Origin of the sequence: Advenella incenata, assembly GCF_004217095.1 — a bacterium.
In the GTDB taxonomy this organism is placed as follows: domain Bacteria; phylum Pseudomonadota; class Gammaproteobacteria; order Burkholderiales; family Burkholderiaceae_B; genus Advenella; species Advenella incenata.
In genome coordinates this window covers 2,267,294-2,293,395 of the sequence record NZ_SHKO01000001.1, presented here as the reverse complement: position 1 = coordinate 2,293,395, position 26,102 = coordinate 2,267,294, and the positions used below count along the sequence as shown (strand labels likewise).

Annotated in this window: 23 protein-coding genes; 14 read left to right on the top strand and 9 right to left on the bottom strand. The window is 53.6% G+C overall.

The window, feature by feature from the left end:
• Position 1 precedes the first annotated feature (1 nt).
• The 3 genes from EV681_RS10360 to EV681_RS10350 all read left to right on the top strand — a co-directional run bounded on the left by EV681_RS10360 (position 2) and on the right by EV681_RS10350 (position 4,259).
• Positions 2–1,990 (top strand): iron-containing redox enzyme family protein, encoded by a 1,989-nt coding sequence (locus EV681_RS10360; RefSeq protein ID WP_130303876.1) that lies wholly within the window; start codon positions 2–4, stop codon positions 1,988–1,990.
• Positions 1,990–2,901 (top strand): DUF6999 family protein, encoded by a 912-nt coding sequence (locus EV681_RS10355; RefSeq protein ID WP_130304066.1) that lies wholly within the window; start codon positions 1,990–1,992, stop codon positions 2,899–2,901. The genes EV681_RS10360 and EV681_RS10355 overlap by 1 nt, the downstream gene beginning before the upstream one ends.
• Before the next feature lie 71 nt (positions 2,902–2,972).
• Complete coding sequence (locus tag EV681_RS10350) at positions 2,973–4,259, top strand: arsenic transporter (RefSeq protein WP_130303875.1); 1,287 nt, start codon at positions 2,973–2,975, stop codon at positions 4,257–4,259.
• A 30-nt stretch (positions 4,260–4,289) separates the two neighbouring features.
• On the opposite strand, the gene EV681_RS10345 is transcribed toward EV681_RS10350, so the two are convergent.
• Positions 4,290–5,258, bottom strand: coding sequence for a Bug family tripartite tricarboxylate transporter substrate binding protein (locus EV681_RS10345; RefSeq protein ID WP_130303874.1), 969 nt, complete (start codon positions 5,256–5,258; stop codon positions 4,290–4,292).
• Between the two features lie 242 nt (positions 5,259–5,500).
• On the opposite strand from EV681_RS10345, the gene EV681_RS10340 reads away from it, so the two are divergent.
• A complete protein-coding gene (locus EV681_RS10340) occupies positions 5,501–6,517 on the top strand; it encodes a LacI family DNA-binding transcriptional regulator (RefSeq protein ID WP_207227027.1) in 1,017 nt (338 codons plus the stop codon).
• Positions 6,518–6,765: 248 nt separating this feature from the next.
• Here EV681_RS10340 and EV681_RS10335 read toward each other — a convergent pair whose 3' ends face one another.
• The 3 genes from EV681_RS10335 to EV681_RS10325 all read right to left on the bottom strand — a co-directional run bounded on the left by EV681_RS10335 (position 6,766) and on the right by EV681_RS10325 (position 9,181).
• Positions 6,766–7,434: an RraA family protein gene (locus EV681_RS10335; RefSeq protein WP_128394560.1), complete on the bottom strand. Its 669-nt coding sequence runs from the start codon at positions 7,432–7,434 to the stop codon at positions 6,766–6,768.
• A gap of 372 nt (positions 7,435–7,806) precedes the next feature.
• On the bottom strand, positions 7,807–8,409 hold the full coding sequence (locus tag EV681_RS10330) for a DNA-3-methyladenine glycosylase family protein (protein ID WP_128394187.1): 603 nt from the start codon (positions 8,407–8,409) through the stop codon (positions 7,807–7,809).
• Between the two features lie 85 nt (positions 8,410–8,494).
• Positions 8,495–9,181, bottom strand: coding sequence for a GntR family transcriptional regulator (locus tag EV681_RS10325; protein ID WP_242612188.1), 687 nt, complete (start codon positions 9,179–9,181; stop codon positions 8,495–8,497).
• A gap of 169 nt (positions 9,182–9,350) precedes the next feature.
• On the opposite strand from EV681_RS10325, the gene EV681_RS10320 reads away from it, so the two are divergent.
• The 4 genes from EV681_RS10320 (at position 9,351) to EV681_RS10305 (ending at position 15,052) form a co-directional block, all read left to right on the top strand.
• Positions 9,351–10,478, top strand: a complete 1,128-nt coding sequence (locus EV681_RS10320; protein ID WP_130303871.1) for a sugar ABC transporter substrate-binding protein — start codon at positions 9,351–9,353, stop codon at positions 10,476–10,478.
• A 67-nt stretch (positions 10,479–10,545) separates the two neighbouring features.
• Positions 10,546–12,066, top strand: a complete 1,521-nt coding sequence (locus tag EV681_RS10315; RefSeq protein WP_130303870.1) for a sugar ABC transporter ATP-binding protein — start codon at positions 10,546–10,548, stop codon at positions 12,064–12,066.
• 2 nt (positions 12,067–12,068) lie between these two features.
• Positions 12,069–14,099 (top strand): ABC transporter permease, encoded by a 2,031-nt coding sequence (locus tag EV681_RS10310; protein WP_130303869.1) that lies wholly within the window; start codon positions 12,069–12,071, stop codon positions 14,097–14,099.
• A gap of 77 nt (positions 14,100–14,176) precedes the next feature.
• Positions 14,177–15,052 carry an SMP-30/gluconolactonase/LRE family protein gene (locus EV681_RS10305; RefSeq protein WP_130303868.1) on the top strand — a complete coding sequence of 292 codons (876 nt, stop codon included), beginning with the start codon at positions 14,177–14,179 and terminating at the stop codon, positions 15,050–15,052.
• A gap of 157 nt (positions 15,053–15,209) precedes the next feature.
• Here the strand turns inward: EV681_RS10305 and EV681_RS10300 are convergent, their stop codons facing one another.
• The 5 genes from EV681_RS10300 to EV681_RS10280 all read right to left on the bottom strand — a co-directional run bounded on the left by EV681_RS10300 (position 15,210) and on the right by EV681_RS10280 (position 20,520).
• Positions 15,210–16,520: a M20/M25/M40 family metallo-hydrolase gene (locus EV681_RS10300; RefSeq protein ID WP_130304065.1), complete on the bottom strand. Its 1,311-nt coding sequence runs from the start codon at positions 16,518–16,520 to the stop codon at positions 15,210–15,212.
• A gap of 77 nt (positions 16,521–16,597) precedes the next feature.
• The gene (locus EV681_RS10295; protein ID WP_130303867.1) at positions 16,598–17,764 is read right to left on the bottom strand and encodes an alpha-hydroxy acid oxidase; all 1,167 of its coding nucleotides are present in this window, start codon (positions 17,762–17,764) and stop codon (positions 16,598–16,600) included.
• Positions 17,765–17,779: 15 nt separating this feature from the next.
• The gene (locus tag EV681_RS10290) at positions 17,780–18,754 is read right to left on the bottom strand and encodes a tripartite tricarboxylate transporter substrate binding protein (protein WP_130303866.1); all 975 of its coding nucleotides are present in this window, start codon (positions 18,752–18,754) and stop codon (positions 17,780–17,782) included.
• 86 nt (positions 18,755–18,840) lie between these two features.
• The gene (locus tag EV681_RS10285; protein ID WP_128394190.1) at positions 18,841–19,827 is read right to left on the bottom strand and encodes a hydroxyacid dehydrogenase; all 987 of its coding nucleotides are present in this window, start codon (positions 19,825–19,827) and stop codon (positions 18,841–18,843) included.
• 12 nt (positions 19,828–19,839) lie between these two features.
• Positions 19,840–20,520: an RraA family protein gene (locus tag EV681_RS10280; RefSeq protein ID WP_128394191.1), complete on the bottom strand. Its 681-nt coding sequence runs from the start codon at positions 20,518–20,520 to the stop codon at positions 19,840–19,842.
• Positions 20,521–20,650: 130 nt separating this feature from the next.
• Here EV681_RS10280 and EV681_RS10275 point away from each other — a divergent pair, with 130 nt between their 5' ends.
• From EV681_RS10275 to EV681_RS10250, 6 genes are all read left to right on the top strand, one after another.
• On the top strand, positions 20,651–21,532 hold the full coding sequence (locus EV681_RS10275; protein WP_128394192.1) for a LysR family transcriptional regulator: 882 nt from the start codon (positions 20,651–20,653) through the stop codon (positions 21,530–21,532).
• A gap of 1 nt (position 21,533) precedes the next feature.
• Positions 21,534–22,472 carry a DMT family transporter gene (locus EV681_RS10270; protein ID WP_130303865.1) on the top strand — a complete coding sequence of 313 codons (939 nt, stop codon included), beginning with the start codon at positions 21,534–21,536 and terminating at the stop codon, positions 22,470–22,472.
• 110 nt (positions 22,473–22,582) lie between these two features.
• Complete coding sequence (locus tag EV681_RS10265) at positions 22,583–23,566, top strand: tripartite tricarboxylate transporter substrate binding protein BugE (protein ID WP_128394194.1); 984 nt, start codon at positions 22,583–22,585, stop codon at positions 23,564–23,566.
• Between the two features lie 243 nt (positions 23,567–23,809).
• Complete coding sequence (locus EV681_RS10260; protein ID WP_128394195.1) at positions 23,810–24,709, top strand: EamA family transporter; 900 nt, start codon at positions 23,810–23,812, stop codon at positions 24,707–24,709.
• Positions 24,706–25,188: a glutathione peroxidase gene (locus tag EV681_RS10255; protein WP_130303864.1), complete on the top strand. Its 483-nt coding sequence runs from the start codon at positions 24,706–24,708 to the stop codon at positions 25,186–25,188. Before EV681_RS10260 ends, EV681_RS10255 begins: the two co-directional genes overlap by 4 nt.
• Positions 25,185–25,880 carry a glutathione S-transferase N-terminal domain-containing protein gene (locus tag EV681_RS10250; protein ID WP_130303863.1) on the top strand — a complete coding sequence of 232 codons (696 nt, stop codon included), beginning with the start codon at positions 25,185–25,187 and terminating at the stop codon, positions 25,878–25,880. Before EV681_RS10255 ends, EV681_RS10250 begins: the two co-directional genes overlap by 4 nt.
• Positions 25,881–26,102 lie beyond the last annotated feature (222 nt).

Genomic DNA, 26,102 nt, shown 5'->3' with positions numbered 1-26,102 from the left:
TATGCCTATCCAATTTGACCAAGTATTTTTACAGCAAGCCAGTTATTTTCTACCCGGAGACCCGGTAGAGAACGAGCGCATGGACGAGTACATCGCGCCGCTTAACCGTATCTCTGGCCGGATCAAGCAGCGCATTCTTGCAGAAAACGGCATCAAGCGGCGTTATTACGCCATCGATTCTGACGGCAATACAACGCACACCAATGCCATGCTTGCCTCTGCGGCGGTAACCGATTGCCTGCAGCGAGGGCAATTGACACTGTCAGATATTTCGCTGCTTGCCAGTGGTTCTTCTGGCGGCGACACGCTCATGCCGGCTTTTGCCAACATGATCCAGGGCCAGTTGTCTGCCCCGCCCATGGAAACGGTATCGATCCACGGCATCTGTGCAGCCGGGGTGGCGGCCATTCAGGCGGTCGCCCAGGGTATACAGGCCGGCGCCCACACGCACGGTATCGCCGTGGCAAGCGAAATGCCGTCGCGTCTGTTTAAGCGCTCCCGGTTCGCCTCTCGTGGCTATGATGCCGATTTTGACGCGCATTTCCTGCGCTGGATGTTATCCGATGGCGCTGGCGCAGTCCTGTTGTCGGGCATCGAGCAAGCGGGTCAATCGATACTACCGGGCCTACGCATCAGGCTCAAATGGATTCACCAGCGCTCTTTCTCTGGCGACTATCCTGTCTGCATGCAATTGGGCCTATCTGCCGATCGCCAGCGTGGCCATCTTGACTATCCGTCCTGGGCCGATGCCGAAGCCGATGGCGCCCTCGCCTTGCGCCAGGACATCAGGCTGTTGCCGCACCTGTTCGATATCGGCATTCACGAATACGTCAAGCTGGTACGGGACAAGTGGGTCGACCCCGCCCGCATCCGCCACTTTTTGTGCCACTACTCCTCTGAAAAATTCATTCCCGTGGTCCAAGACCTGCTGGATCAGGCCGGTCTGTCGATCCCCCGAGAACACTGGTTCAGTAACCTGGCCTGGCGCGGCAATACCGGCGCGGCTTCAATACTGATCATGCTGGCTGAATTTCTGCAAACCAAAACGCTGGCTGCTGGTGATCAGATCCTGTGCTATGTCCCCGAATCCGGCCGGTTCACGACTGCGTACATGCTGTTCGAAGTAGAGACAGCAAACGATTCACCAAGACAGGAAACGCAGTTGCGCTCTCATCCAGCCAATGCGGATGTGTCTGATGGGCCAGCTGTAGCCCCCCTGCCCGGCGTGACTGCCCAGACCCGCTCGCGGGAGCTTGCCGACACGCTGGACGCCGAAGCGATCAGACCGCCTCACGACCCGGTTCAAGCGCCTCAAGGCCTGGCCCCATTGCTGACGGAATTGGCCACCATTTGGCACGATTACCGCTCCCGGGTTTGGCGCACGCCCCTTGTCAGCGCATTGCGGGAACGTCACTTTGACACGCAGGACTATATCAACTGGACAGCCCACTGGATTCCGCAAGTGCGCGAAGGCACCAAATGGATGCGTAAGGCAACCAGTTCGCTCTCGGGCCAGTACGCGCCACTGGCAGACCTGATCAACCTGCACGCGGGTGAAGAACAAAATGATTTTCAGATTCTTTTCGAAGATTACCGCAAGGCGGGCGGACCGGTAGCGGATATTGAAGCATTACGCCGCAACCCCGGTGGCGAAGCGCTGAATGCCTATTTACATGGCCTGGCCGATACAGCAAACCCCATCGGGCTGCTGGGCGCCATCTACATTATCGAAGGAACGGGACAGCGAATTGTCCCTGCCCTGCTGCCATTGCTCAGGGCAAGCCTGCCGCTGCCGGCCGACGCTTTCCGATTTCTGGAATATCATGGCCATAATGACCAGCATCATCTGCAACGCTGGCTGGTTGCCGTTTCACTTGCGCTCGATTGCGACAATCGTGGTCGTGCCGAGCGCCAGATCGTGGATACTGCCCGACGCACCGCAGCACTTTATCTCATGCAATTTCATCACGCAAAAGAGTACGAATCGTGATCAGTGACCAACCTGAATTTCTCAAAAAAGAACATAACCCTGAGGATCCAAGCCCATGGCTGGCATCCTACCTTGATCAAAGCACCCCGCTTCCCGATGAGGTCAAGCAGGCCTGGCTGGAAGATTCCAGCTCAAGTTCGCGCCAATATCTGCTGCCTTTTTTGCGGCCGCTGGCTCGCTTGTGCATTATCCTGATCCAGGTAGTCAAGACGTTTCTGCCAAGGCGCTGGGCCCAGTCTGCCCCGTTGCACCGCATCCTGGTGTGGGGGCTCAAGCGCTTTGTATCACCGCAAGCCAATTGGCTTATCTTGCGGCATTTTCATCTTGGATCCCAGATCCTGGCTTTCATTGCGGCCAATTCACCGGCCCCTGTTTCGACAAGCCCATTGGCACCGGACACCATAGATGACCTGAGAGATCACGTATTCGTCAAGCATGATATTAATCTCTACAACTTCGTCATTCGTTTGAACCAGGCCTTGCTTGATGCGGGTCTGCGCCTGGGCCCGGTGCAAGATCCTGATTTTTCAATGCTACACGAACCGACTGTCCGCCTGCAGGACATGCCCAGGACACGCAGCAATGTACTGGATCTGCAAAGCGCCATTGAACTGTTTACGCCGCTGTATCAATTGCTGCTGACCGATAATGATTTCTGGCGAGCTGCCAACTCGTTACAACTTGATGAGACTATCGGGATTTACGCGGCCCAGATCCTGCAGGCGCCGGAGCACCTGATGCTGGTGAACAACCATCACCCACTGGTGCCCTTGTCCACCTTGCGTGCCGGACATCGGCTGGTATTGCACGGCCTGTCATCTGAAATGCTGCATTGCCTTTTGCTTCAGAAGAAACAGGAATACAAAGCAAAAAAAGCGACTGCGCCCGTAGGTGAACCAACCGGACAATAACCCAGGGATTTGTCCATACCCACTTTTTGCGATCCGCATATTATTGCCGGATCCGTTTATGAGCTGTCCATATGCTGATTGCCCTTGTTATTTTCGTCTTTACCATGATTCTGGTTATCTGGCAGCCGCGCGGTTTGGGCGTGGGCTGGAGCGCGATGCTGGGCGCAGCGCTGGCATTGATGACCGGCACCATACATTTTTCAGATATTCCGGTGGTGTGGGCGATTATCTGGAACGCAACCGCCACATTCATTGCAATTATCATTATCAGCCTGTTGCTGGATGAAGCGGGCTTTTTCGAATGGGCTGCGTTGCACGTGGCGCGTTGGGGAAAGGAACGGGGACGGGTACTTTTCTGTCTCGTGATACTGCTTGGCGCTGCGGTATCTGCCTTGTTTGCCAACGATGGTGCAGCATTGATCCTCACGCCAATTGTGATGGCCATGCTTACGGCATTGGGCTTTGGCCCGGCTGCGACACTTGCATTTGTGATGGCAGCCGGATTCATTGCAGATACCGCAAGCTTGCCGCTGATCGTTTCGAATCTGGTCAATATTGTATCGGCGGATTTTTTCGATATCAGCTTTGCCCGGTATGCACAAGTCATGGTTCCGGTAAACCTTGTATCGGTTGTCGCCACCCTCCTGGTGCTGGCCAGCTACTTTCGTGCCGATATTCCACTCGCCTATAACGAAGCGGCCCTGAAGACGCCGGCTTCGGCGATTGTCGATAGGCGAACATTTTTTACGGGCTGGCTGGTATTAATCATGCTGCTCCTGGTTTTTTTTCTGCTGGAAGACAGCGGCATTCCTGTCAGTGTCATTGCCTCGGCCGGCGCGCTCATCCTGTGGATTGTTGCAGGCCAGGGCCACGTCATCCGTACCCGCAAAGTGCTGCGTGAAGCGCCGTGGTCCATTGTCTTTTTCTCCCTGGGCATGTATCTGGTTGTCTATGGACTGCGCAACGCAGGACTGACAGGGTATATCACGCAGATTCTCGACCTGCTGGCCAACCACGGCATCTGGGCCGCAACGATGGGAACCGGCGTGCTCACTGCCCTGCTTTCCTCTGTCATGAATAATCTGCCCACCGTGCTGATCGGCGCCCTGTCAATTGAAAGCAGTCAGGCCACCGGCCTGGTCCGTGAGGCGATGATTTATGCCAATGTCATCGGTAGCGACCTGGGTCCGAAAATTACACCGGTAGGCAGCCTGGCAACGCTACTCTGGCTGCACGTGCTTGCGCGAAAAGGGGTCAGAATTACCTGGGGCTATTATTTCCGTGTTGGTATTGTTCTGACATTGCCGGTATTGCTGGTCACCCTTGCTGCGCTGGTATTACGGTTGCAATTGGGCTAATGCTGGCAGCGCCTTTACTTTTTACCTATTTCATTTGGCATTGCCAATCGCTTGCAGCAGCTCGGCCATCGCACCCTGATCATGATGGACGAAATCGGTGGTTTGCGCCGGTGTCAGCGATAATATCTCGCCGTCGACGTTGCGCAGGAACGCCTGATAGTCGGGCTTGCTATTGATTGTGAGAAGCGCCTTGTTCAGTCGTTCCACGACAGCTTCGGGCGTGCCTTGTGGCGCGGCAAGACTGTACCAGGTTGCCACTTGTGCATCAGGTACACCCGCCTCCTGCATGGTCTGTACATCCGGCAGCAAGGGTGAACGCTTGTCTGCACCGTACGCCAGCGCTTTCAAGCGCCCATCCTTCACATACTGGAGCGACGCCGACAGATTCAAAAACGCCAGTTGCACCTGACCTCCCATCAGATCGGTCAGCGCCGGCGCTGCCCCGCTATAAGGTACATGAACCAGTTCGACGCCGGTTTTGCGCATGAACTGTTCGCCGCTCAAATGCGTCGCACCACCCGCACCGGCTGAACCAAAATTCAATTGCCCGGGATGGGCTCGCGCATATGCGATCAGTTCTTTGACGTTATCCACTTTCAACGCAGGATTGACAACCAGCATGTTCGATTGCCGCGTCACAATCCCAATAAAACTAAAATCGGCAATACCATCATAGGCTACCTTCTGCAGCAATGGTGTTACGACATGCCCTGCAGAAGTGCCCATGAGCAAGGTGTAGCCATCCGGCTTCGCTTTGGACACATAGGCCGTGCCTACGGCCGCTGCAGCCCCCGGCTTGTTTTCGACAATCACCGGCTGGCCCAGCTCAGTGCGCAGTTCCGAGGCAAGTTTGCGGGCAAGAACATCGGCCGGTCCGCCTGCCGCATAAGGATTAATCAGAACTACCGGCTTTTGCGGATAGGTTTGTGCATGAACAAGGGATACGCCCATAATGGCGATAAGCAGGATGCCGCACAGCATCCGTGGTAGCTGGATCATTTTTATGTCTCCTTTTGTTGAATGAGAATAATCCAAATGGTCTTAAAATGCAATAGTATGGGTTTATGACCTTTTAATCCTACTTGTTTTAAGCCTCCCTTGGATTCGCAATCAATCCAAATGAAGTTCAATTTAAAAATAAGCGTTGGCTGCCTTCTGCAGGTTGGTCTGCGATCAAAGCAACACCCCTACCCCATATCCGTACGGTACGCTATAATTTTCATTCTGATATCGAGCAGATCATGAAGCCTATTACACTAAAAACCGTCGCAGAGCAGGCCAAGGTTTCCATTGCCACGGTTTCAAAAGTGGTCAATGGCATAAATAAAGGCATTTCTGCAGAAACGGTTGAGCGCGTGCAGCGCATCATCCAGCAATTGAACTACCGGCCGAACCGCACGGGTCGTCAGTTGCGCACGCAGCGCAATTATATTGTCGGCATGGCGATCGTCGACGATTCGCCCACCTTTCTCACTGACCCCTATACCACGCATCTGGTTGCCGGCCTGTCAAACTTTCTTGGTAGCCATAACTATGGTCTGTTGCTGCACGGAATTGCGCCGGCGAACTTCGAACAATCATTCCTGTTGAAGGAATCGGTGGTCGATGCCATCTGCCTGATGCTATCGGGGCCTATTGCACGACGTCGGCGTTATCTTGATCAGGTACTTGCCAGCGGACATCCCGTCGTGGTGTTTCAGGAAAAACCCGTAAAATCGCTCGCAGACTGCTGTTTTATCAATCAGGACGATCAGGGCGGCGCAGAAACACTGGCAATGAAAATCGCATTGCACAACCCAAAGCGGGTTTTCATACTGACGCCCCAATTGCAATGGCACGCAATCGAAGCGCGGGTAAAAGGACTATGCAAGGTACTGGATAAACACAAATGCAATTACCAGATTATTTCAAGTGACGAGAATCAGCATCAGTCTATCCAGCAGGCGCTGGATGCTGCCATGGCGGCGCACGGCGTGCCCGATGTTGTAATTGGCACCAATGACCGGCTCGCCTATGTTGCCTATCGACATCTGACCGACAATGGACATCGGGTACCTGACGATATCGGCATTACCGGCTTCAATGCATTTGACACCAATGCTGCTCTGCAACCAGTACTGGAATCGGTACATTCGCCGGCCTATGCATTAGGCCAGACGGGCGGCCAAGCCCTGCTGTCCAGGCTGGAAAATGGACATTTTGAATTCAATACATTGGTTCTGCCCGTAATGCCGGCGGCCGGTACGACATTGCGCTGAAGACGGCATACCGACCAAGTCTATCCTGCTTGCACACTAAGCCTCTAACCTCGCGGAATTTGCTCTGGCTTTTCCCGGACGCAGGCTGAGCCAAGCCGACCCGCATGCCAGTTGGCATTTAATTCGTAGCGTTTACGGCCGGAACATCCGCATCCATCTGACTGGACCATAAGCCGACAGGAAAACGCCACACTGTTGCCTGCCGACACTTTGCTCATCATGCCCTGGTTATGATTAAGCCCGGCACATTACAGTACGCCGTATTTCTGATAGACGTCCTGCAATAGCAGGCCCTTGGCCAATTCCTGGCGCGTGTGGTTTTCACTTTCCACTTTTTCCAGTGACTGTTCAATCACCTGCGCCGCTACTTCAATCGGAATCACAATGACCCCATCGGCATCGCCAAACACCAGATCATTGGGGCGGACCGTCACTCCCGCACATTGAATCGGCAAATCGTAATTCATCATCTTGCCCCTTCCCTGCGAATCCAGCGGCCCGATTCCGCCATGAAATACCGGAAAATTCAACTTGCGAATATATCGAATATCTCTGACCAGACCATCGGTAACGCAGCCGACCGCGCCGCGGTATTGAGATGCTGTACTAAGCAGTTCTCCCCAGGGCGCAATACGGGTTGTGGGGCCATCGCAACCCAGTACGACCACATCGTCAGGTTTCAGATCATCAATGAGGGCTATTTCATGTTCGTAAGGATTCTCGCCTGGTGCAACAGAAAAGGTGTTCATGAAATAGCCTGTCCGCGCACGGCCAAACATTGTGTGCTCTTCGGACAGTGGACGCACAAACGGCAGCATTGCCTGGTTCCGGTAACCCATACTATCGAGTACATCCGATAGCACAGCGGTATACAGCCTGCCCTTCAGATTCTCGAAATCAAACTGCTGCTCTATCATTATTGGCCTCGTGTTGTTGACGCGCGCAACCAGTTCGAAGGCGCGCTGGCAACACCAATCCACGTTCATGAGAACGCATGAGTCCGATGCCACATTAATCGCGCAACTGGTAACAGTGCAATTATTAGAAAATTAGTAAAAATAACAGATGAAAATATCGGATGAAAGCAATGGCAATAATTAGAAAATCAATGAATAATCGTTGAATATGATTAAACGTTTAACCATATTAATGTGATTTATCGACATTCGTCAATATAGGGACTTTCCCGAGGGATGATGCAGCGGAATGTTGTGAACTGTACTGGCGCTTGAACGAAGGTTTTCAGGCGCCTTGATGCCGCCAAAACAGCAGTTGGAATCGCCAAATAACTATTTGGACAGCGCCCACAAATAAAGCGATGCGGTGCTGCCGTAGGGTGAATAACGCCGCCGGTAACGTTCGAAGCGATCGCGCGGCAACGCCTTGTGATTGTACAGACGCATTATGCCTCGCTGAATGGCCAGGTCGCCCCAGCTCAACACATCTGGGCGACCAAGCGAAAATATCATCAGCATTTCAGCGGTCCAGATACCAATGCCCTTCAAATCTGTCAGGGTCTGAATCACCTGCGCATCATCCATTGCCGCCATCGCAGACAAATCCAGCTTTCCCGATTGGACCGCCTCGGCCACACCAAGCATATATTGCACCTTTCTCATGCTCGTGCCGCAACGCTGCAGGTTCTCTGGTCCGGCTGCCAGCAACGCCTGGGCGCTCATGTGCCCGCCACATACCTGCAGAATTCTTGCGTTGACGGTGCGCGCCGCAGCAGTTGAAATCTGCTGGTCGATAATACATTGAATCAATGCAGCAAACAGATCGGGGATCGTATTGCGTTCGATCAATCCGATACGTTCAATGGCCTGCGCCAGGCGCTTGTCACGCTTGCTCAGCCATTCAATTTCGGTGTTTCCGTATTGGAATATCGGCATGGTGTGCTCCGGTTAGCCTCGCTCAATTGTAATGGCCTGTCGACACCATATCAATCGACAACCCGATAGGGTGCGAGTATGCCAGCTATCCGGGCGAGAGTACATTTTTCTGTATGATCAATTCACTTGCGCTCATCAAGTCTGCCACCAGGGCAGCACGGGCCGGCTCAGGCTGCTTCATTTTTATTCCTTCCACCATATTTTTATGATGAATATGCGCCTGCCGGTTAGTCAATCTTTCAGAATTGACCGCCAGATCGTAGTTGAGAACCGGGCCGATCTGCAACCAGAGCACTTCAATCATGTCGAACAAAATAGGCATTCCGGCGGCGCCGTATACGCAAAAATGCAAGTTCTTATTCAGTCTGACCGCTGCCTTTCCATTTGGCTCTCCGGATTTTCTTGCTACCTCGAACTGCATTTGAATGTCCTGTATTCTGTTCAGTTGCTTCTGGCTGCGGTTGACGGCCGCGCGTGCCGTTGCCAGCCCCTCCAGTTCTATACGGATGGTTCGTAACTCTAGAAATCGACTGACCGTCATCAGAGGGACTCGGATTGCCCGATTGGGGAGAATCTCAAGCGCCCTCTCTGCGACCAGCCTGCCTACGGCTTCTCGCACCGGCATGGCACTCGTTCCAAGCGTATCCGCCAGGCCACGTAAACTGAACATATCCCCCGGGGAAAGCTGTCCTGAAATCAGCAGCGAACTGAGCTCCGTGTGCACCCGATCCGAGAGCTTGCTGCGGTCCACTTTTTTCAATTTATTGCTCATTTCCATCATCGAAATAGTTCCCTCGCAAATGTTGACAGTATCGCAAATCTCATGCTAACGTCCGTTCATAGTGTGATCACAGATCATACAATAGCCTGATAATAATGGGCAAATCAAAGAAAAAACAACATTCATTCAATTTGAAGTTGGATCTTACCGGAGACATAAGATGCAAACCAAATCTGTACTACTGGCAACATTGCTGGCATTTACATTAGCCCCTCTGAGCGCGGTGACGCACGCTCAGACGACAAAAAAACACAAGATTTATCTGAGCATGAGTTTCATCGGGAACGACTGGCAGGCTGAAGCGGCCAATATGGTCAAAGCCATGGCCAAAACGCCTGAACTGGCCGATAAGGTAGACCTTCAGGTCCAGGTGTCCGGGGAAAATGCGCAAAAGCAGATTCAACAAATCAACGCCATGGTTCAGGCCGGCGCCGAAGCTATCGTGGTATTTCCGATCTCTCCCACCGCGCTGAACCGTGTGATCAAGAATGCGTGTAATAAAGGGGTAAAAGTCTTTGCCTACGACGGTGAGGTCACTGAGCCGTGCGCGCATAATGTGGCCATCGACCAGCACGAGGCCGGACGAGTGACCGCAGAATGGCTGGCAAAGAAAATGAACTACAAAGGCAACGTCGTTATGCTCACGGGTGTGCCCGGCACATCGGTGGACAAATACCGAACCGAAGCGGCCAAGGAAGTTTTTGCCAAACATCCTGAAATGAAAATTGTGGCAGAGACGCCCGGCATGTGGAACCAGGCCGTTGCCCGAACCGAGTTATCAAAAATTGTCGCCGTCAGAAACTGGGACCAGATAGATGGGCTGTGGCTTCAGGTGGGCTGCTACACGGCTAACTCCATGCAGCTGGAAGCAGGCAAAGACGCCAAGGATCTGCTGCCATGCGCAGGCGAAGGCTCCAACGGCGGTCGTGTGCAGATGCTCCCCGCAGACACACAACTGGATGGCGCTACTGGAAGCTATCGTCCTCTTGGTGCTCCCAGAATTTCCTACGCCTCTCCACCCTATTCAGGCGCATTGGCCCTGAAGCTGGCAGTCCAGGCGATAGAGGGTAAGACGTTTCCACAAAAAATCACACTGCCCCTGCCGCAAGTGACCAACGAAACAATCAAACTGTGTAAAGACGGAACCTGGAAAGATCTGAAAGATGGCTGCAACGTTTTTTCTCCTAAACTAGTGAGCAAACCAGGTTGGTTCGCCTCGATCTATTCTGAGCAAACAGAAGGACTGGGTATTAACGCAGCACTCAAATCAGAGCCAGACGCACAATAAATCAATGCATGTATGAGGTGCATGCTACGCGTGCGCCTCCTTCGCACACATATTGGAATTGCTCACTATGAATGAGTCCGCCATTGCCTTACGTCTGTCGGATGTCTCAAAGAACTACGGGCCCATAAAAGCGCTGAGTGAGGTGTCTCTTGCTGTCAAGCGCGGCCGTGTCCACGCGCTGTTGGGAGAAAATGGCGCGGGCAAGTCTACCACCGTCAAACTGCTGTCTGGATTGATTACACCTACAAAGGGTACGATCGAAATCTTTGATCAATCGACGCGGCTTGCCTCTCCACGCATCGCGCAGGCTGTCGGGATACAGACCGCATTTCAGGAAATGACGCTATTGCCCGATCTGTCCGTCTTCGATAATATGATGCTGCCCTACTCGGCAACCAATCGGACCGGTATGCTCAGGCGCGGCGCATTGCGCCAGCAATTGGAACAACATTTTGACGAGCTGGGTTTTCCTATCTCCCTGGACCTGCCCGTCAACCGCTTCAATCTTGCCCTGCAACAGAAACTGGAAATTGCCCGCGCGTTGTTTCGCCAGCCACAGATCCTGCTGCTGGATGAGCCCACATCCACCCTGACGGCTTCAGACGTCAACTGGCTGGGCGACATTATCGGCAAACTCAAGGCCAGGGGCGTGACGATCATATTCATTTCTCATCGCATGAAAGAGGTACGCGAGTTCTGCGATGATCTGTCAATTCTGCGTAATGGTCATCATGTTGCTACACGCCCGGCAGATGCCTTTTCGGACATCGAAGTGGTCGAGTCCATCGTTGGCCGTTCGATCTCTCAGGTGTATCCGAAGAAACGGTTGCCGCCAATAACCGAATCTGTACTGACACTGAAAAATGTCCATACATCAAGATTGAACGATATCAATATTGATTTGAAAAAAGGCGAAATTCTTGGTATTGCTGCATTGCAGGGCATGGGGCAGCTTGACCTTTTCCAAATATGTTTTGGCGTTGAACAGCCTGAGTCCGGGACATTGCTGCTCGATGGCCAGCCGCTAACATTACTGTCGCCGGTGGATGCCATCAGACCGAATGTCGGCATCGGCTTTGTGCCGGAAGACAGAAAAACAGAGGGGCTGCTTTTGAATCAAAGTGGCCTGAAGAATACGTCCCTGCCGGTACTCTCCCGCTTCAGCGTCTACGGCGCCCTCAACGAAAAAAATGAAGCGAAATCGGCAGCTAAGGTATTTACGAGGATCGAGCTTGATCGTCGGGCACTCTGGATGGATGCCGCCTCTTTCTCGGGTGGGAACCAGCAAAAAATTGTCATTGCAAAATGGCTACTGGCGCGCAGCCGCATACTCCTGCTGTTTGATCCCACTCGTGGCATCGATGTCGGCACCAAACATGAACTGTACGAATTGATCGCCGACTTCGCAGCAATGGGCGGCTCTGTCCTTTTTTATTCTACGGAGATCCCGGAAGTGGTCAATCTGAGTCACCGGGTCCATGTCATGTACAAAGGCGAAATCAGGGAAACGCTAGCGGGCAACGACATTGGCGAGACCCGCGTCATGGATATTGCCATGGGGAACTTGCGGCAGACCGGAGCACATTGAAAATGAATCAGCAATACACCTTGTTGCATAAGTATGGCAATCTGATCACGGCCTTTGTGGTGCTGCTGATATTGGTCGCCATCATCATCGCCACCAGTGCCGGTTTCAGTTATTTTGATGTTTCATTGCTTGCCAGTGGCGGTACGACGCTTGCATTGGCTGCCCTTGGCGGCACGTTGGTGATACTAAGTGGCGGCTTTGATCTTTCCGTTGGCGCTATTATTTCACTTGTGAATGTCGTTCTGGCCGCCGGCTATATTGATGACAGCACTCCGGCAGCTTTTGCCGCTTCCTTTGCACTGGCCTTACTGGTCGGCGCAGCCTGCGGATTTGTCAACGGCGCGCTGGTTGCCTATGCGCGGATTCAGCCAATTGTCGTCACGCTGTCGACCATGTTCATCATTCAGGGAATCACGTTACTGATCATGAACTCACCTGGTGGAACAGTTCCCACTTCGCTTGGCACCTATCTGATGGGCGACGTGTTGCCCGAGTTGTTCCCAGCCTCGCTGTTTCTCATTGTTCTTTCCCTCCTTGTCTGGGCATGGATAAAAAAAACGCCATTTGGCCTGCACCTGTATGCCGTCGGGGGCAATCCCGATGCGGCACAAGCCGTTGGGGTTCCACTGGCGCGCAGCTACTTACTGACGTACACCCTGGCTGGCGCATTTTACGGTCTGGCAGGTTTTTTTCTCAGCGCTCAGACCGGATCCGGCGATCCGCTGGTCGGCAATTCGCTGCTGCTTTCCGTGTTTGCCGCAATTGTTATTGGCGGCACCCGTCTGGGAGGTGGCAAAGGCGGACCGGTTGGATCGGTTCTTGGCGCGTTTGTGCTCATGCTGATTGTCAATATTTTGCTGCTGTTTAATATCTCTGCTTACTATTCAACCATCGCCCAGGGGGGCGTGCTGATCGTCGCTGTCATGATAGGTGGTCTGGGAAAAGACTCTGAACTCAGAAAATTCCTCCGACTGCTCGGACATCGGTGGCGGGCAATGCGTCAGGGGCGGCTTGCATCGCAGCTTGGTCCGCAGCCCAAATATATTGATGTGAGTGGCAATAGCCCAGACTCGCAGGACAGTCGCATCAGCTTTTTCAAAAAGCACCGCAAGGACTTGCGTATTTCATTGCCCGCGCTCGCCGGGCTGGCGATCCTGCTCGTCGCCACCCAGGTTTTGCTGGGGCGTAATGTATACGAATGGTCGTACTGGAACTCGATGCTGGTCTTGTCAACCTTCCTGATCATCCTGGCATTGGGTCAGGGCGTGGTGGTGTTCACTGGGGGACTTGATCTGTCCATTCCCTGGACCATCGCACTGTCAGGCATCCTGTTTACCGGGCTAACGCAGGGATCCAATGAAGCGTTGCTTTATGCACTACCGGTGATTCTGCTGATTGGCGTACTGATAGGGCTGAGCAACGGTGTGATGGTCGCTGTTCTCGGTATTTCACCGATCGTTGCCACACTGGCGAGCAACGGCATTCTTCAAGGCATTGCCCTGCTCTACTCAGGCGGTACACCCAGCGCATTCCCGTCGCCGTCGATCAGCTGGCTCATGACTTCGCGCATTGCCGGTATCACACCTGTGATTGTGCTACTGCTTATATTTGTGATCTGCTCAGTCTTCCTGTTAAATAAAACGCGCTTCGGTCGTCACGTGTACGCGACCGGCAGTAATTTGAATACAGCCTATCTATCCGGCGTGCCCACGCGCCGCGTGCTTATTCTGGTTTATATCTTGTCGTCGGTGTGTGCCGCTGTTACCGGCATCCTGCTGACTGGTTTTTCCGGGCAGGCCAGCTTGGGAATGGGTGACGATTATCTGCTTCCCTCTATTGCAGTCATCGTGGTCGGCGGCGGCTTGATTACAGGCGGCCGGGGACACTATCTGGGCATTTTGGCCGGCGTACTGCTCCTGACGACCCTGCAAATTCTGCTGGCGGGTAGTGGCCTTCCCTATGCTGTGCGCCCTATCCTATTTGGCATCGTCTTATTGGGCGCTGTCGCAATGCTACGTGAACGTGCGAGATAGCTCATAGCTTGATGCCAAACCTTCCTGATCAACAACGGGAAATCGATAGAAGAACATATTTATCCAAGGAGAGTGGTATGAAAATCGAAGTGCTGGTAGATGTCAAGACGACACTGGGCGAAGGTCCGCTGTGGGACGTTCAGGAACAACGCCTGTACTGGATCGACAGTGCAGACGGCCGGGTCTTTCGTGCAACAGCTCAGGGAGATGAAGTTCGTGCCTGGCAGGTGCCGCAAAAAATAGGATCAATGGCACTGCGCAAAAACGGCGGGGCCATTGTCTCGCTGGCGCGAGGGATTCATACACTGGATTTTGAGACCGGTGAGGTTCAATTGATTATGGATCCCGAGCCGGAACTGACCAATAACCGCCTGAATGATGGCAAGGTCGACGCACAGGGCCGGTTTCTTTTCGGTAGTATGGACACATTGGAGGAAGGCCCCAATGGCGCGCTGTATCGGCTTGATCCGGATATGACCGTGCACAAACTGGAAGACAATATCATTGTGTCCAATGGCCCATGCTGGAGTCCTGACGGCAATACTTTCTATTTCTCGGATACCTGGTGTGGCGACATTTGGGCATATGATTATGACCAGCGCACTGGCGACATATCCAATAAGCGGGTATTCACAACCCTGCAGGGAGAACATTTCAAGTCATCCGACGGGTCGACAGTCGATGACGAAGGCTGCTTGTGGAATGCCCAGGTCTACGAAGGAAATCTGGTGCGCTATCGCCCCGACGGCACCATTGATCGGACCATTCCCATGCCGGTTAAAAATGTGACAAGCGTCATGTTTGGCGGGCCCGACCTGGATATTTTATATGTGACCTGTATGTCCAGACCACCACTTGCCCGCTTCCCGACAGACAGCGTACTGGGCGGAAGTGTATTCGCCATTACCGGCTTGGGAATACGCGGTTTGCCTGAACATCGATTTGCGGGATAAGAACGCAGTGCCTGCTTATCACGTAACGCGTATGCGCTAAGCTGGCCTGTATGAGCCCGCAGCATAGCAGGCAGGCCAAGCCAGGGGTATCGGCGTTCTGCGCAATACTGGCTTGTCCCGCCGCTACACTTTGTTCAAATCACGCCATATGCTTTAATTATTTCGCAGCGCTTTTCAGCAGCGGTTCACTGACCCCGTCAACACCGACCAGCGACAACACGGTGATAAAGCTGATTTGTGAACCCTTCCAGGCATCGGTCGGATCAAACCATTCTTTCAGTGAGTGAGAGCCTCCGGATTTTCCACCGCTGCCCAGAATGACTGCAGGAATATTCAGACTCATTGGCACGTTTGCATCTGTGCTGCCTGCTCTGGTTTGTCCCTTGCCGCCAGCCAGCGCGATCGACTCCAGCGATGCAGTGACAATTACGCTGTCTGGCGGTGTCGTCCCTGCAGGACGATCACCAATCAATTTTGCATCGAATGTGATTTTAGCGTCGGACTTCCAGCGCTCATTCTCCTGTTTTACGCCCTTTTCGATCGCTGCCATGATGTTCTTTTCAGCTTCAAGAAGCGATGGAGTCTCATTCGAACGAATGTCAACCGCCATTTTTGCATCACCGGCAATGGTATTGACTGATGTTCCGCCGCCCACGGTGCCTACCGTGAAAGTCGTCTTGGGATCAGTGGGTACCTGGACATCGCCAATATGCGCAATGGCGCGCCCCATGGCGTGGATGGCGCTGGGTACTTTGCCAAAGGCACCAAAGCTGTGTCCGCCAGGCCCTTTGAATGACACTTCATAACGATGACTGCCGGTGCCCTGAGTTAGCACTTTATCGCCCTCGCCGGGTTCGAGCCCCACCATGCCATCAATATTCTTATGTTCCTTAAATAGCGCCTTCATGCCGCGCAGGTTACCCAGTCCCTCTTCACCCACGTTAGCCACGAACATAATATCGCCTACGGTCGCCACTTTGTGTTCATTCAGCGCCTTGATCCACGAGATGAGGACTGCCAGACCACGCGTATCATCGCCGATACCCGGTGCCAGCAATCTGCCCTTCTCCTCTTTGACTTTGACGTCGGTGCCTTCAGGAAAGACGGTGTCAAGATGCGCAGACACAAGCAATGTCGGCCCCTTGCCGCTACCCTTGCGAATGCCAACTACATTGCCTGCTGAATCGAGGGCCGCGTCTGTCAGCCCAACCGCTTTGAAGCGCTTCAATACATATTCCGCACGCGTCTTTTCCTTGAAAGGCGGCGCCTCAACTTCGGTAATGCTGCGAAGGTCTTCAATAGTCCGGTCATGATCTTTTTCCAGTGCAGTCATGAGCACTTTAACTTGCTTGGACTCGTTAAGCAAAGCTAACGTGGCTTTGACATCCTGTGGCTGGGCCACGGCTGCGCTCATTGCAAGCGCAGCGCTAACGCCGATACACAGCCGGCTGATGCGGAATAATTTCATTTGTGATAACACGATTTGTCTCCTCCAAAAATTGCACTCTATTCCCGCATCAAGACGATGTCAAGCGCAATAGCACATCAGCCCCAGGCGCCAGGGATTTTGCGCAGATGGTCGGCAGACAGGTCCTGCACACGAGTAACACCAAGAAGTCCCAGATCTCGTGTTATTTCGCTTGTTATTAACTGAATGGCTCTGTCGGTGCCATTTTGACCACCCACTGCTGTGGCGTACGCAAAAGGACGACCAACAAAAACACAGCGCGCGCCCAACGCCAGCGCTTTAAGGACATCTGTGCCACGACGCACCCCGCTGTCGAGCATGACAGGAATAGATCCGGCGATATCGGCAATTTCTGGCAATACACGCAATGGGGAAATACTGCCATCGAGCTGGCGACCGCCGTGATTGGAAACGATAATGCCGTCAACCCCGATCTCAATCGCTGTGGCGGCATCCAGTTTGCTCAGAATGCCCTTGATAACCAGCGTTCCTTTCCATTGTTTCCTGATCGTACGCAGATGATCCCAACTGATATGCCCGCGATCCGAATAATCACGCAATACATTTTTCGACAGTATGGGTGCGCCTCTGGTTGCATAATTATTTTCAAAATGAGGCATACCGTGCTTTACGCAGGTTCTCAAAAACGTGTTGCAGACCCAGCGTGGATGCGTCAGGCCGTCCAGCAACAGGCGCAAAGACGGCCGCAGCGGCGTAGAGAACCCCGCTCGGATATTGTTCTCCCGGTTTGCCGCAACCGGCGTATCGACAGTAATGACAAGTGTGGAGAACCCAGCCTTTGCGACACGATCGACAAGCTTGGCAATCTCCTGCCCATCCCCTGGCAGATAGGCCTGGAACCAGGTCTGTGGCGCGATGGATGCCACTTCTTCCAGACGAATCAGGGATGACCCGCTCATGATCATCGGAATACCGGCAAGCCTGGTGGCCTGGGCAAGCACCAGGTCGCCCCGATACGAAGACAATGCACTGAGCCCCATAGGCGCGATGCCCAGCGGCGATCGGTATTGCTGCCCGAACAGCGAGACGGTGGTGTCGATTGCCGATACATCCACCAGAGACCTGGGAATGAACGCATATTCCTGAAAGGCCCGACGATTGTCCTCAACGGACGCGTTGGTCTCGACGCCGCCCCGTATATATTCAAAAATGGGTCTGGGCAAGTGCCGTTGCGCCATCGCTTCAAAGTCATCCAGACAAAGTGCCCGATCTGTTCGTGCCATTACTGCCCTCGCTGATTATTGGGTTTTCTCGGACCAGGGGCTCGCCTGCCACAAAGCCTTGAAGTCTGTTTCGGCCTGATCAAGTTCATCGTGGTAGGTTTTGTTATCCATATAGCGTAGCGGGACAAACATGGTTTTCGCTTTCGCAATGAACTCCGGATCGGCTGATGCCTTCTGTACTGCTACCCTGAGTTTTGTCGCTATATCTTCCGGCAAACCCTTGGGCGCAGCAATACCTCTTAAAGAAGCCATGATGACATCATACCCTTGCTCTTTGAAGGTCGGAACGTCAGGCGCAAGCGCACTGCGCTGTTGACTCATCGAGCCCAGCAAACGAATATCCGTGCCGCCCTTTTGATAGGCCAGTACTTCGCCCACGTTCATGGCAGCCAGCATGATCTGCCCGCTCTGTATTGCATTACGCACTTCGCCGGCACCCTTGAAAGGCACGTGATTCAAGGTTGTGCCGGTCAGTTTTTCGAATTTCATCATGGCCAGATGGTCGTCCGAACCTACGCCGGTGGTGCCTACCGTGACCTTGCCGGGATTTTCCTTAGCATATTTTTCAAGATCCTTGAGCGTTTTGATATCGCCTTTACCGCTGACGGCAAAGCCGTCCGGATCATCGATCAGGTTGCCGATCAGGTCGAAATCGCGCCAATGATAATTGGCTTTACGTTCAATCGGGATAGTCAGCATGTTTGGGGTGTTTACAAAACCAATGGTGTAGCCATCTGGTTTGGCACGCTTGATCTCCGAAAAGCCGATGGCGCCACCCGCACCGGGGCGATTGAGCACCACAATGTTGGCGCCTTCGCCCAGATATTTCTGTATATAGGGTGCGATGGCCCGTGCCACCAGATCAGTGCCGCCACCCGGTGCATACGAAACCACCATGCTGATGGCATGTTCGGGGTACTGGGCATGAGCCTGGGCAGCACCAAAGATCAGCGCTGTCGCGGCAAGGACGCGTGTGAGTGTATATTTCATGTGTTGTCTCCGTTATTAGAATGCGAAAGCTTCAGCTAGCGGCCCACCGAAGTGTTAGCCTGGTGGGCACTCCGTAAGTGATATAGCTAGGATGTGACGATGTGCGGAGGTGTTTTTCCGTCTACCATCAGCAATAGTTGCCCTGCGGCCATGCGAGCGACGTTGTGTCTGCCCTCATGGGATACGCCTGCGGTGTGAAACGTAGCCACCACACGAGGATGGCCCAGTAATGGATTGTTCGCTTCCGGCGGCTCCTGACGCCAGACATCCAGACCGGCGCCACCCAGGTGTCCACTGTGCAAAAAGGCATGCAGGTCTTCTTCGTTATGAATGCCGCCACGTGCGGTTGAAATAAAAATAGCCCCCCGCTTCATCGCACCAAACGCCTTAGCGTTGAACATATCACGTGTGTCATTATTCAGAGGGCAATGCAGCGACACAATATCAGACTGCGCCAGCAGCGCTTCAAAGGACACAGGCTGGGCCTGCCGCAAGCCAATTTCCTGGTGCGTCAGATGCGGATCGTACGCCAGTACATTCATGCCCAAACCGGTTGCCATCTGTGCAAAGCGACTGCCTATGTGACCAATGCCAACCAGACCCAGCGTTTTACCTGCGACCTCATGTCCCATCAATGCTTCGCGGCTGCTTGCCTGTTGCGCAACCAAGCTGCGGTCAGACTCCACGATCCGACGCGACACGGCCAGCAACAGGCCTAGCGCCATTTCCGCTACCGAGTTGGCGTTTCCCCCAGCCTGATTGACCACGGTAATATTGCGCAAGTTGCATGCTGCAACATCAATCGTGTCATAACCTGCACCAGACGAAGAAACGCCCTTGAGCCTGGGACAGTGCGCCAGTAATGCTTCTGTGACGAACAGCCCGGCTGGCAGTTCATCCTTGGCCGCCGAGACATGATAATAATGGGCGTGTTTTAGGGTTTCGTACCATTCCTGTTCAGGGGCATTCACATCTATAATTCGCAGTTCAACCTTGTCATTGCCGGTAAGCAACTGGTCAAAAACCGGATCTATCCACAAATTGGTACGTACTACACAAACTTTTTCGCTCATGATATTCCCTGCTCAGCCGGCGTCTTTCGATACGAAACCGAGCCTTGCCAGCTCGACGTCAATCCAGTCGATATCCAGGCGATCATTGTCAATATCACGAATGATATCGGCCTCCAGCGCGTTCTTGTCACTCGCCCATTTAAGAATGTCTTCAGCCTCTGCATAAGGCACGCATAGCAGCCCGTCTGCATCGCCCACAATAAGATCACCCGGCTCAATGACCATGCCGTCAAGGCTGATGGCCGTATTGATCTGACCCGGGCCATTTTTATAGGGGCCGCGATGTGTCACACCCGCGGCGTATACGGGAAAGGCGCCCTGACTGATGGTATCCAGGTCCCGAATGGCGCCATTGATAACGATGCCGGCGATGCCCTTGCGGCTTGCGGTGCGAACCATCAGCTCGCCGATAATTGCATTTGTAAGGTCACCACCGGCATCCACAACGATCACATCGCCTGGCGCAGCCATGGCAATGGCCTTGTGCACGAACAGGTTGTCACCCGGCCGCGATTTCACGGTAAAGGCTGGGCCGGCCAGCACGCCGCCCGCATGCATTGGCCGCAGCGAAGGGCCACCGGCCGTCAGGCGCTGCATCACGTCACTGATATTGGCCACCGGAATGGCGGCAAAGGATTTGACCAGCGCTGCGCTGACCGCGCGGGTCCGCTGACATATTTTGATTTCTACCATGATTTGTCTCCTGAAATAAGTTGAGACGATTTTATGGCGTAGAATCCAAAACAATACCAAATATTTTTGCTTTTTCAATTCAAAAATATTACGAATTTTATTTCCCTAATTCGCAGAAGCTGGATACGCCATGGACACGAACTATCTGGAAACCTTTGTCAAAACCCTGGATTGCGGCTCGATATCAGACGCGGCGCGCTATCTGGGGATCACCCCTGGCGCGGTGTCGGCGCGCATCCGAGCGCTTGAAGAGGAGCTCGGCCAGCCTTTGATCAGGCGTTCCGGGCATACCGTGCGGCCCACCGAACATGGTCTGCTGATCTGTGACAAGGCGCGGCAAATGATACAGGACTCCCGCGATATGACGGCGATGGTCAAAAGCGGCAATGTACTGGGCGAACTGCGGCTTGGTTCTTTTTTTTCGGGGCTCACCACCCACCTGCCGCGACTGCTGGAAAAAACCTATGAGCATCATCCGGACGTAAGTATTTTTGTTTCCTATGCCCCATCAGTAGAACTATGCCACCAGGTGCATTCAGGCACGCTGGATATTGCACTTGCTATCGAGCCACAATTTGCGATCTACAAGAATTGCTCCTGGCTGAAGATTCAGGATGAGCCACTCACGCTGATTGTGCCGCCGCAATACGCAACGGCAAATACAGCGACAAATGCCCATGACCTCTTGCGTGCCAGTCCGTTTATCCGTTATGCCCGAAGCTCTTATAGCGGCCAGCTGGTTGATCGCTATCTTAAGGATAACCGTATCGTGCCAAATCAGCGCCTGGAAATAGACAGTTTGCTCACCATTGCCTCGCTGGTTGCCCGAGGTGTCGGTGTGGCATTGGTTCCCGATTCATTTTCGCTGGAAAGTCTGGGAAAGAGCATTCACAAAGTCCCGCTGCCTGGCCGCACACAGATCCGCAAGATCGGCATGATATGGTCAAATCAGAGCCCGCGCGTTACTATCAGCAAATCCATTGCCATGTACGCCCGGAACCTGTTCAATTAATATGACATCTGCAACTTCTCCCAGCTCTACTCTATGGTGGTCCTGGGGCGCGCCCATTGTATTTATTCTACTGTGGTCATCGGGCTTCAGTTTCGGGAAAATCGGACTGCAGTATGCCGAACCCTTGACCTTGCTGTCCCTGCGTTATGCCTGCGTGGTGATTGCCCTGCTACCGATACAACAGGTGCTGGGCCTGTCCTGGCCAGCGACACGTCGGGAATGGACCAATATTTGCATCGTCGGTCTGTTGATCCAGTTCATGTATTTCAGTTTCAGCTACGTCGGCATGAAACAAGGCGTGAGCGCCGGAACCGTGGCCTTGATCGTCTCGCTGCAACCCATTCTGGTTGGCATTTGCGCTCCGCAACTGACCGGGGAGCGCCAAAGCCGTCTACAGTGGCTCGGACTGGGCCTTGGCCTGATCGGCGCCGTCATCGTCATTGCGTCAGGGTCTGCCTTGCAGGCTGGCTCCTGGGTTGGCCTGGTGCTGGTTGTCATCTCTTTGTTCGCCCTGACTGCAGGCGTACTCTATGAACGCGTGAGCAGTACTGCCGTTACCGGGCCGCATCCAGTCACCGCCAATATCATTCAATGCGCTATTGGCCTGGTGTTCTGCCTGCCGCTGGCTCTGTTCATGGAAACCAATCATGTCGAGCTGACCTGGCAGTTCGGCGGCGCCCTGGCCTATCTGGTGTTGTGCAATTCGATTATCACTATCTCTTTGCTGCTGGCCATGATCAGGCGCCAGCAGGCGGCCAGAGTGTCAGCCCTCTTCTTTCTGGTGCCGGCCTGCGCGTCTGTGGTTGCCATGTTCATGCTGGGCGAAACCATGGCGCCCGCTGGCTGGATCGGTATGGCAGTTGCTATCACCGGCGTATTGCTGGCCAGCACCAGGGCGTCCGCGCATGCCAGAACGGCTCAGACCAAGCCGACTCGTTAACAGCCAGGGAGTCTGGCCCGGCATGCGCTAATGGTATTCACTCATATATTTCATATCGGTTTTCTAATAACCTGCTGCTCTATTCAATTTTATATACCTCAGGAGTGAGTATGCAACTCTGGTCCCGCATTGCCCTGTCTGCTGCCATAAGCGGCCTTATGGCTTCGTCCGCGTATGCCGCTGACGCTTATCCGACTCAACCAATCCGGGTCATCGTACCTTTTGCTCCTGGTGGCTCTACAGATATTGTGGCGCGTATCGTGGTTCAGGAAATGTCGAAAATTATCGGCAAATCAATGGTCATTGAAAACAAGGCTGGTGCCGGCGGCGCCATCGGTGCAGCCGAAGCTGCCCGGGCAAAACCTGATGGCTATACGCTGAGCATTGCCACGGTGTCTACCATGGCGGTCAATCCTGCCTGTCGTCCCGATGACCTGACATATGACCCAGTCAAGGATTTCGCACCCGTATCCAATTTCGTCAATACGCCCAATGTCGTCGAGGTTCATCCCTCCTTTCCAGCCAGCAATTTCAAGGAATTTGTCGCCGAGCTGAAAAAGAATCCCAAGGAATATTCCTATGCCTCGCCGGGCGTATGCAGCATCGCCCATTTAATGGGGGAAGCCTTCAAACAGCAACTGGGCGTAGAAATCAGTCACGTGCCCTATAAGGGCGCTGGCCCGGCATTGACCGATGTAGTGGGCGGCCAGGTCAAAGTCATGTTTGATAACCTGCCCTCGTCCATGCCGAATATCCAGGGCGGCAAACTCAAGCCTATCGTACTGGCCTGGCCGGAACGCATCAAGGAGCTGCCGGACCTGCCTACGTATGCCCAGGAGGGATACCCCGACTTGAACAATGGCGTATTCTACGGTTTGCTGGCCCCGGCAGGCACGCCCAAAGAGATTATCGACAAACTAAACAAGACTGCGACCGAAGCGCTTGCCGCGCCCAACGTGGTTGCCGCGTTGCAGAAACAAGGTGCCATTCCCGATCCCGGTTCACCAGCGCATTTTGCCGAAGAGATCAAAAAACAATACGACATTGCCAAAGCCATTGTGAAAAAAGGCAATCTGCAAATGAAGCGCAACTGATTGGCGCGATCCCGGGTGGATTGACTGCATGATCGCCGCCCTGTCGCATCTTGATGCTGCGTAGCATTTGTGTGATGGTCACCTGACGTTGATCATCAGGAGTCGCAATAACGCGATATTCAGAGGTTTTTCCAAGCCGTGCATCGGTCCGATTGCACGGCTTTATACTTGCACAATCCACCTCGGTATAAACCCTTAAGCAAAGGCCGATTTCAGGTAGAATGACGCAAAGGATGAAAGGGCATGGCAGCGAGCAATTCAATACGAACATACACACAGACCATGGGGATCGTCGCACTGGTCGGCTCCATGGCGTCGCTATGCATTGGCACTTCGTTTGCCAAATCGTTGTTTGATGCCGTGGGTGCTCAGGGCACCACCGCCTACCGCCTGGGGTTTTCCGCGCTGCTGCTTTGGTGCATATGGCGGCCCTGGCGTTTTCCCCTTTCGCGCAAGAATGCACTGGCCATTGCCTGTTACGGCCTGTGCCTGGGGCTGATCAATTTCCTGTTTTATATGGCTATCCGTACGGTTCCGCTGGGCCTGTGTATTGCCATAGAATTTCTGGGGCCGTTATCGCTGGCCATTTTTTCCTCGCGCCGGAAAATTGATTTTCTGTGGATCGGTTTTGTAGCGCTGGGGCTCTATTTACTGATTCCGCAATCGCAGCAGGACGTATCTGCCATTGATCCGGTGGGCCTGATGTTTGCCATTGGCGCTGGCGTATTCTGGGCGTTGTATATTGTTTTCGGACAGCGCACGCGTAATATTCATCCCGGCCAGGCAACCTCGCTGGGAATCACAGTGGCGGCCATGTTCGTTTTACCGTTTGGTATTGCCCATAGTGGTGCCACGCTGCTTACACCCGCGTTCATGATTTCGGGGTTGCTGGTTGCCATTTTGTCCAGCGCAGTGCCCTATTCCCTGGAAATGATTTCGCTGCGCTCGCTCCCGCGCAAAACCATGAGTATATTGCTTAGCCTGGAGCCGGCCATGGGTGCACTGGCCGGACTGGTTATACTACATGAACAGCTTACGCTGGCTCAGTGGCTGGCGATCGCCTTCATCGTCGCCGCCTCTATCGGCTGCGCCACCACCTCACCTGCACCACCGGTGACCGATACCGAAAGGGACAAGCAATGAGCGATTTTTATTCAATGAGCGTCACTTTGCAAGATGGCAGCCAATTGCCGCTGTCATCCTTGCGGGACAAAGTCGTGCTGGTGGTGAATGTAGCTTCCAGATGCGGCTTTACGCCGCAGTACACCGGCCTGCAGCATTTGCATGAGCAGTACCGCGACCAGGGTCTGGTAGTGCTGGGGTTTCCCTGTAACCAGTTCGGCAGCCAGGAGCCCGGGACCGACCAGGAAATTCAGGACTTCTGTGAGCTCAACTTCGGCGTAACATTTGCGCTTGCCCGCAAGACCGAGGTCAACGGGCCGCAGACCCATCCGGTCTTCGCCTGGCTCAAGAAAGAAAAACCGGGACTGCTGGGTATACAATCGATCAAGTGGAACTTCACAAAATTTCTGGTCGGCCGCGATGGCCAGGTATTACATCGTTACGCACCGACGGTAAAACCGCAGGACATTGAACAGGACATCAAGGAAGCATTGAAATGATTGATCTCTATTACTGGACTACGCCCAACGGACACAAAATTACCCTGTTTCTTGAAGAGGCCGGGCTGGAATACACCATTCATCCCATCAATATCGGCAAAGGCGATCAGTTTGCGCCTGAATTTCTGAAGATTGCGCCAAACAATCGTATTCCCGCCATCGTGGACAATAACCCCAACGATCATGGCGATGCGATCCCGGTCTTTGAATCGGGCGCCATATTGCAATACCTGGCCGAAAAAACCGGCAAGTTCATGCCTGCCGATCTGCGCGCCAGAACCCAGACGCTGGAATGGCTGAACTGGCAAATGGGCGGGCTCGGCCCCATGGCTGGCCAGAATCATCACTTTGGTCAATACGCACCGGAAAAAATCGACTACGCTATTGCCCGCTACGTTAAGGAAACGGGCAGATTATATGGCGTGCTGGATCGCCGTCTTCAGGATCGCGAGTTTATCGTTGGTGACTACTCCATCGCCGACATGGCCTGCTATCCCTGGGTGGTGCCGCATGAGCGCCAAATGCAGAATCTGGATGACTTCCCTAATTTGAAGCGCTGGTTTGACGCGATCGCCGCACGCCCGGCGACCAAGCGAGCTTATGCGGTGATTGATCGGATCAACCCCGGACAGCCGCCGAGTGACGATGAAGCCAAGAAGATTTTGTTCGGCATTGACGACGACAAGAAGTAAGACTGCCTTTTCTCCGCGCAGATTGCATCGCAAGAATCAAGATGCGCGGAGCGACAAGAAATAGAAATACGTTACCCGCTATGGCATCTGCGATGAGGCATAGCCCTCTTTGCATGACTCGGGCCATCGCATCGACCATCCACCTTCGTAATTACAAACGCAATTACGCATAGCCTTTCGTGTACCAATTGGCGCTTACTCGCATTGCTTGAACCATTGGTC

Bases quoted from the DNA above. Each gene is read 5' to 3' on its own strand.
- EV681_RS10360 (WP_130303876.1), top strand. From the start codon at position 2: ATGCCTATCCAATTTGACCAAGTATTTTTACAGCAAGCCAGTTATTTT.
- EV681_RS10350 (WP_130303875.1), top strand. From the start codon at position 2,973: ATGCTGATTGCCCTTGTTATTTTCGTCTTTACCATGATTCTGGTTATC.
- EV681_RS10345 (WP_130303874.1), bottom strand. From the start codon at position 5,258: ATGATCCAGCTACCACGGATGCTGTGCGGCATCCTGCTTATCGCCATT.
- EV681_RS10340 (WP_207227027.1), top strand. From the start codon at position 5,501: ATGAAGCCTATTACACTAAAAACCGTCGCAGAGCAGGCCAAGGTTTCC.
- EV681_RS10335 (WP_128394560.1), bottom strand. From the start codon at position 7,434: ATGATAGAGCAGCAGTTTGATTTCGAGAATCTGAAGGGCAGGCTGTAT.
- EV681_RS10330 (WP_128394187.1), bottom strand. From the start codon at position 8,409: ATGCCGATATTCCAATACGGAAACACCGAAATTGAATGGCTGAGCAAG.
- EV681_RS10325 (WP_242612188.1), bottom strand. From the start codon at position 9,181: ATGAGCAATAAATTGAAAAAAGTGGACCGCAGCAAGCTCTCGGATCGG.
- EV681_RS10320 (WP_130303871.1), top strand. From the start codon at position 9,351: ATGCAAACCAAATCTGTACTACTGGCAACATTGCTGGCATTTACATTA.
- EV681_RS10315 (WP_130303870.1), top strand. From the start codon at position 10,546: ATGAATGAGTCCGCCATTGCCTTACGTCTGTCGGATGTCTCAAAGAAC.
- EV681_RS10310 (WP_130303869.1), top strand. From the start codon at position 12,069: ATGAATCAGCAATACACCTTGTTGCATAAGTATGGCAATCTGATCACG.
- EV681_RS10305 (WP_130303868.1), top strand. From the start codon at position 14,177: ATGAAAATCGAAGTGCTGGTAGATGTCAAGACGACACTGGGCGAAGGT.
- EV681_RS10300 (WP_130304065.1), bottom strand. From the start codon at position 16,520: ATGAAATTATTCCGCATCAGCCGGCTGTGTATCGGCGTTAGCGCTGCG.
- EV681_RS10295 (WP_130303867.1), bottom strand. From the start codon at position 17,764: ATGGCACGAACAGATCGGGCACTTTGTCTGGATGACTTTGAAGCGATG.
- EV681_RS10290 (WP_130303866.1), bottom strand. From the start codon at position 18,754: ATGAAATATACACTCACACGCGTCCTTGCCGCGACAGCGCTGATCTTT.
- EV681_RS10285 (WP_128394190.1), bottom strand. From the start codon at position 19,827: ATGAGCGAAAAAGTTTGTGTAGTACGTACCAATTTGTGGATAGATCCG.
- EV681_RS10280 (WP_128394191.1), bottom strand. From the start codon at position 20,520: ATGGTAGAAATCAAAATATGTCAGCGGACCCGCGCGGTCAGCGCAGCG.
- EV681_RS10275 (WP_128394192.1), top strand. From the start codon at position 20,651: ATGGACACGAACTATCTGGAAACCTTTGTCAAAACCCTGGATTGCGGC.
- EV681_RS10270 (WP_130303865.1), top strand. From the start codon at position 21,534: ATGACATCTGCAACTTCTCCCAGCTCTACTCTATGGTGGTCCTGGGGC.
- EV681_RS10265 (WP_128394194.1), top strand. From the start codon at position 22,583: ATGCAACTCTGGTCCCGCATTGCCCTGTCTGCTGCCATAAGCGGCCTT.
- EV681_RS10260 (WP_128394195.1), top strand. From the start codon at position 23,810: ATGGCAGCGAGCAATTCAATACGAACATACACACAGACCATGGGGATC.
- EV681_RS10255 (WP_130303864.1), top strand. From the start codon at position 24,706: ATGAGCGATTTTTATTCAATGAGCGTCACTTTGCAAGATGGCAGCCAA.
- EV681_RS10250 (WP_130303863.1), top strand. From the start codon at position 25,185: ATGATTGATCTCTATTACTGGACTACGCCCAACGGACACAAAATTACC.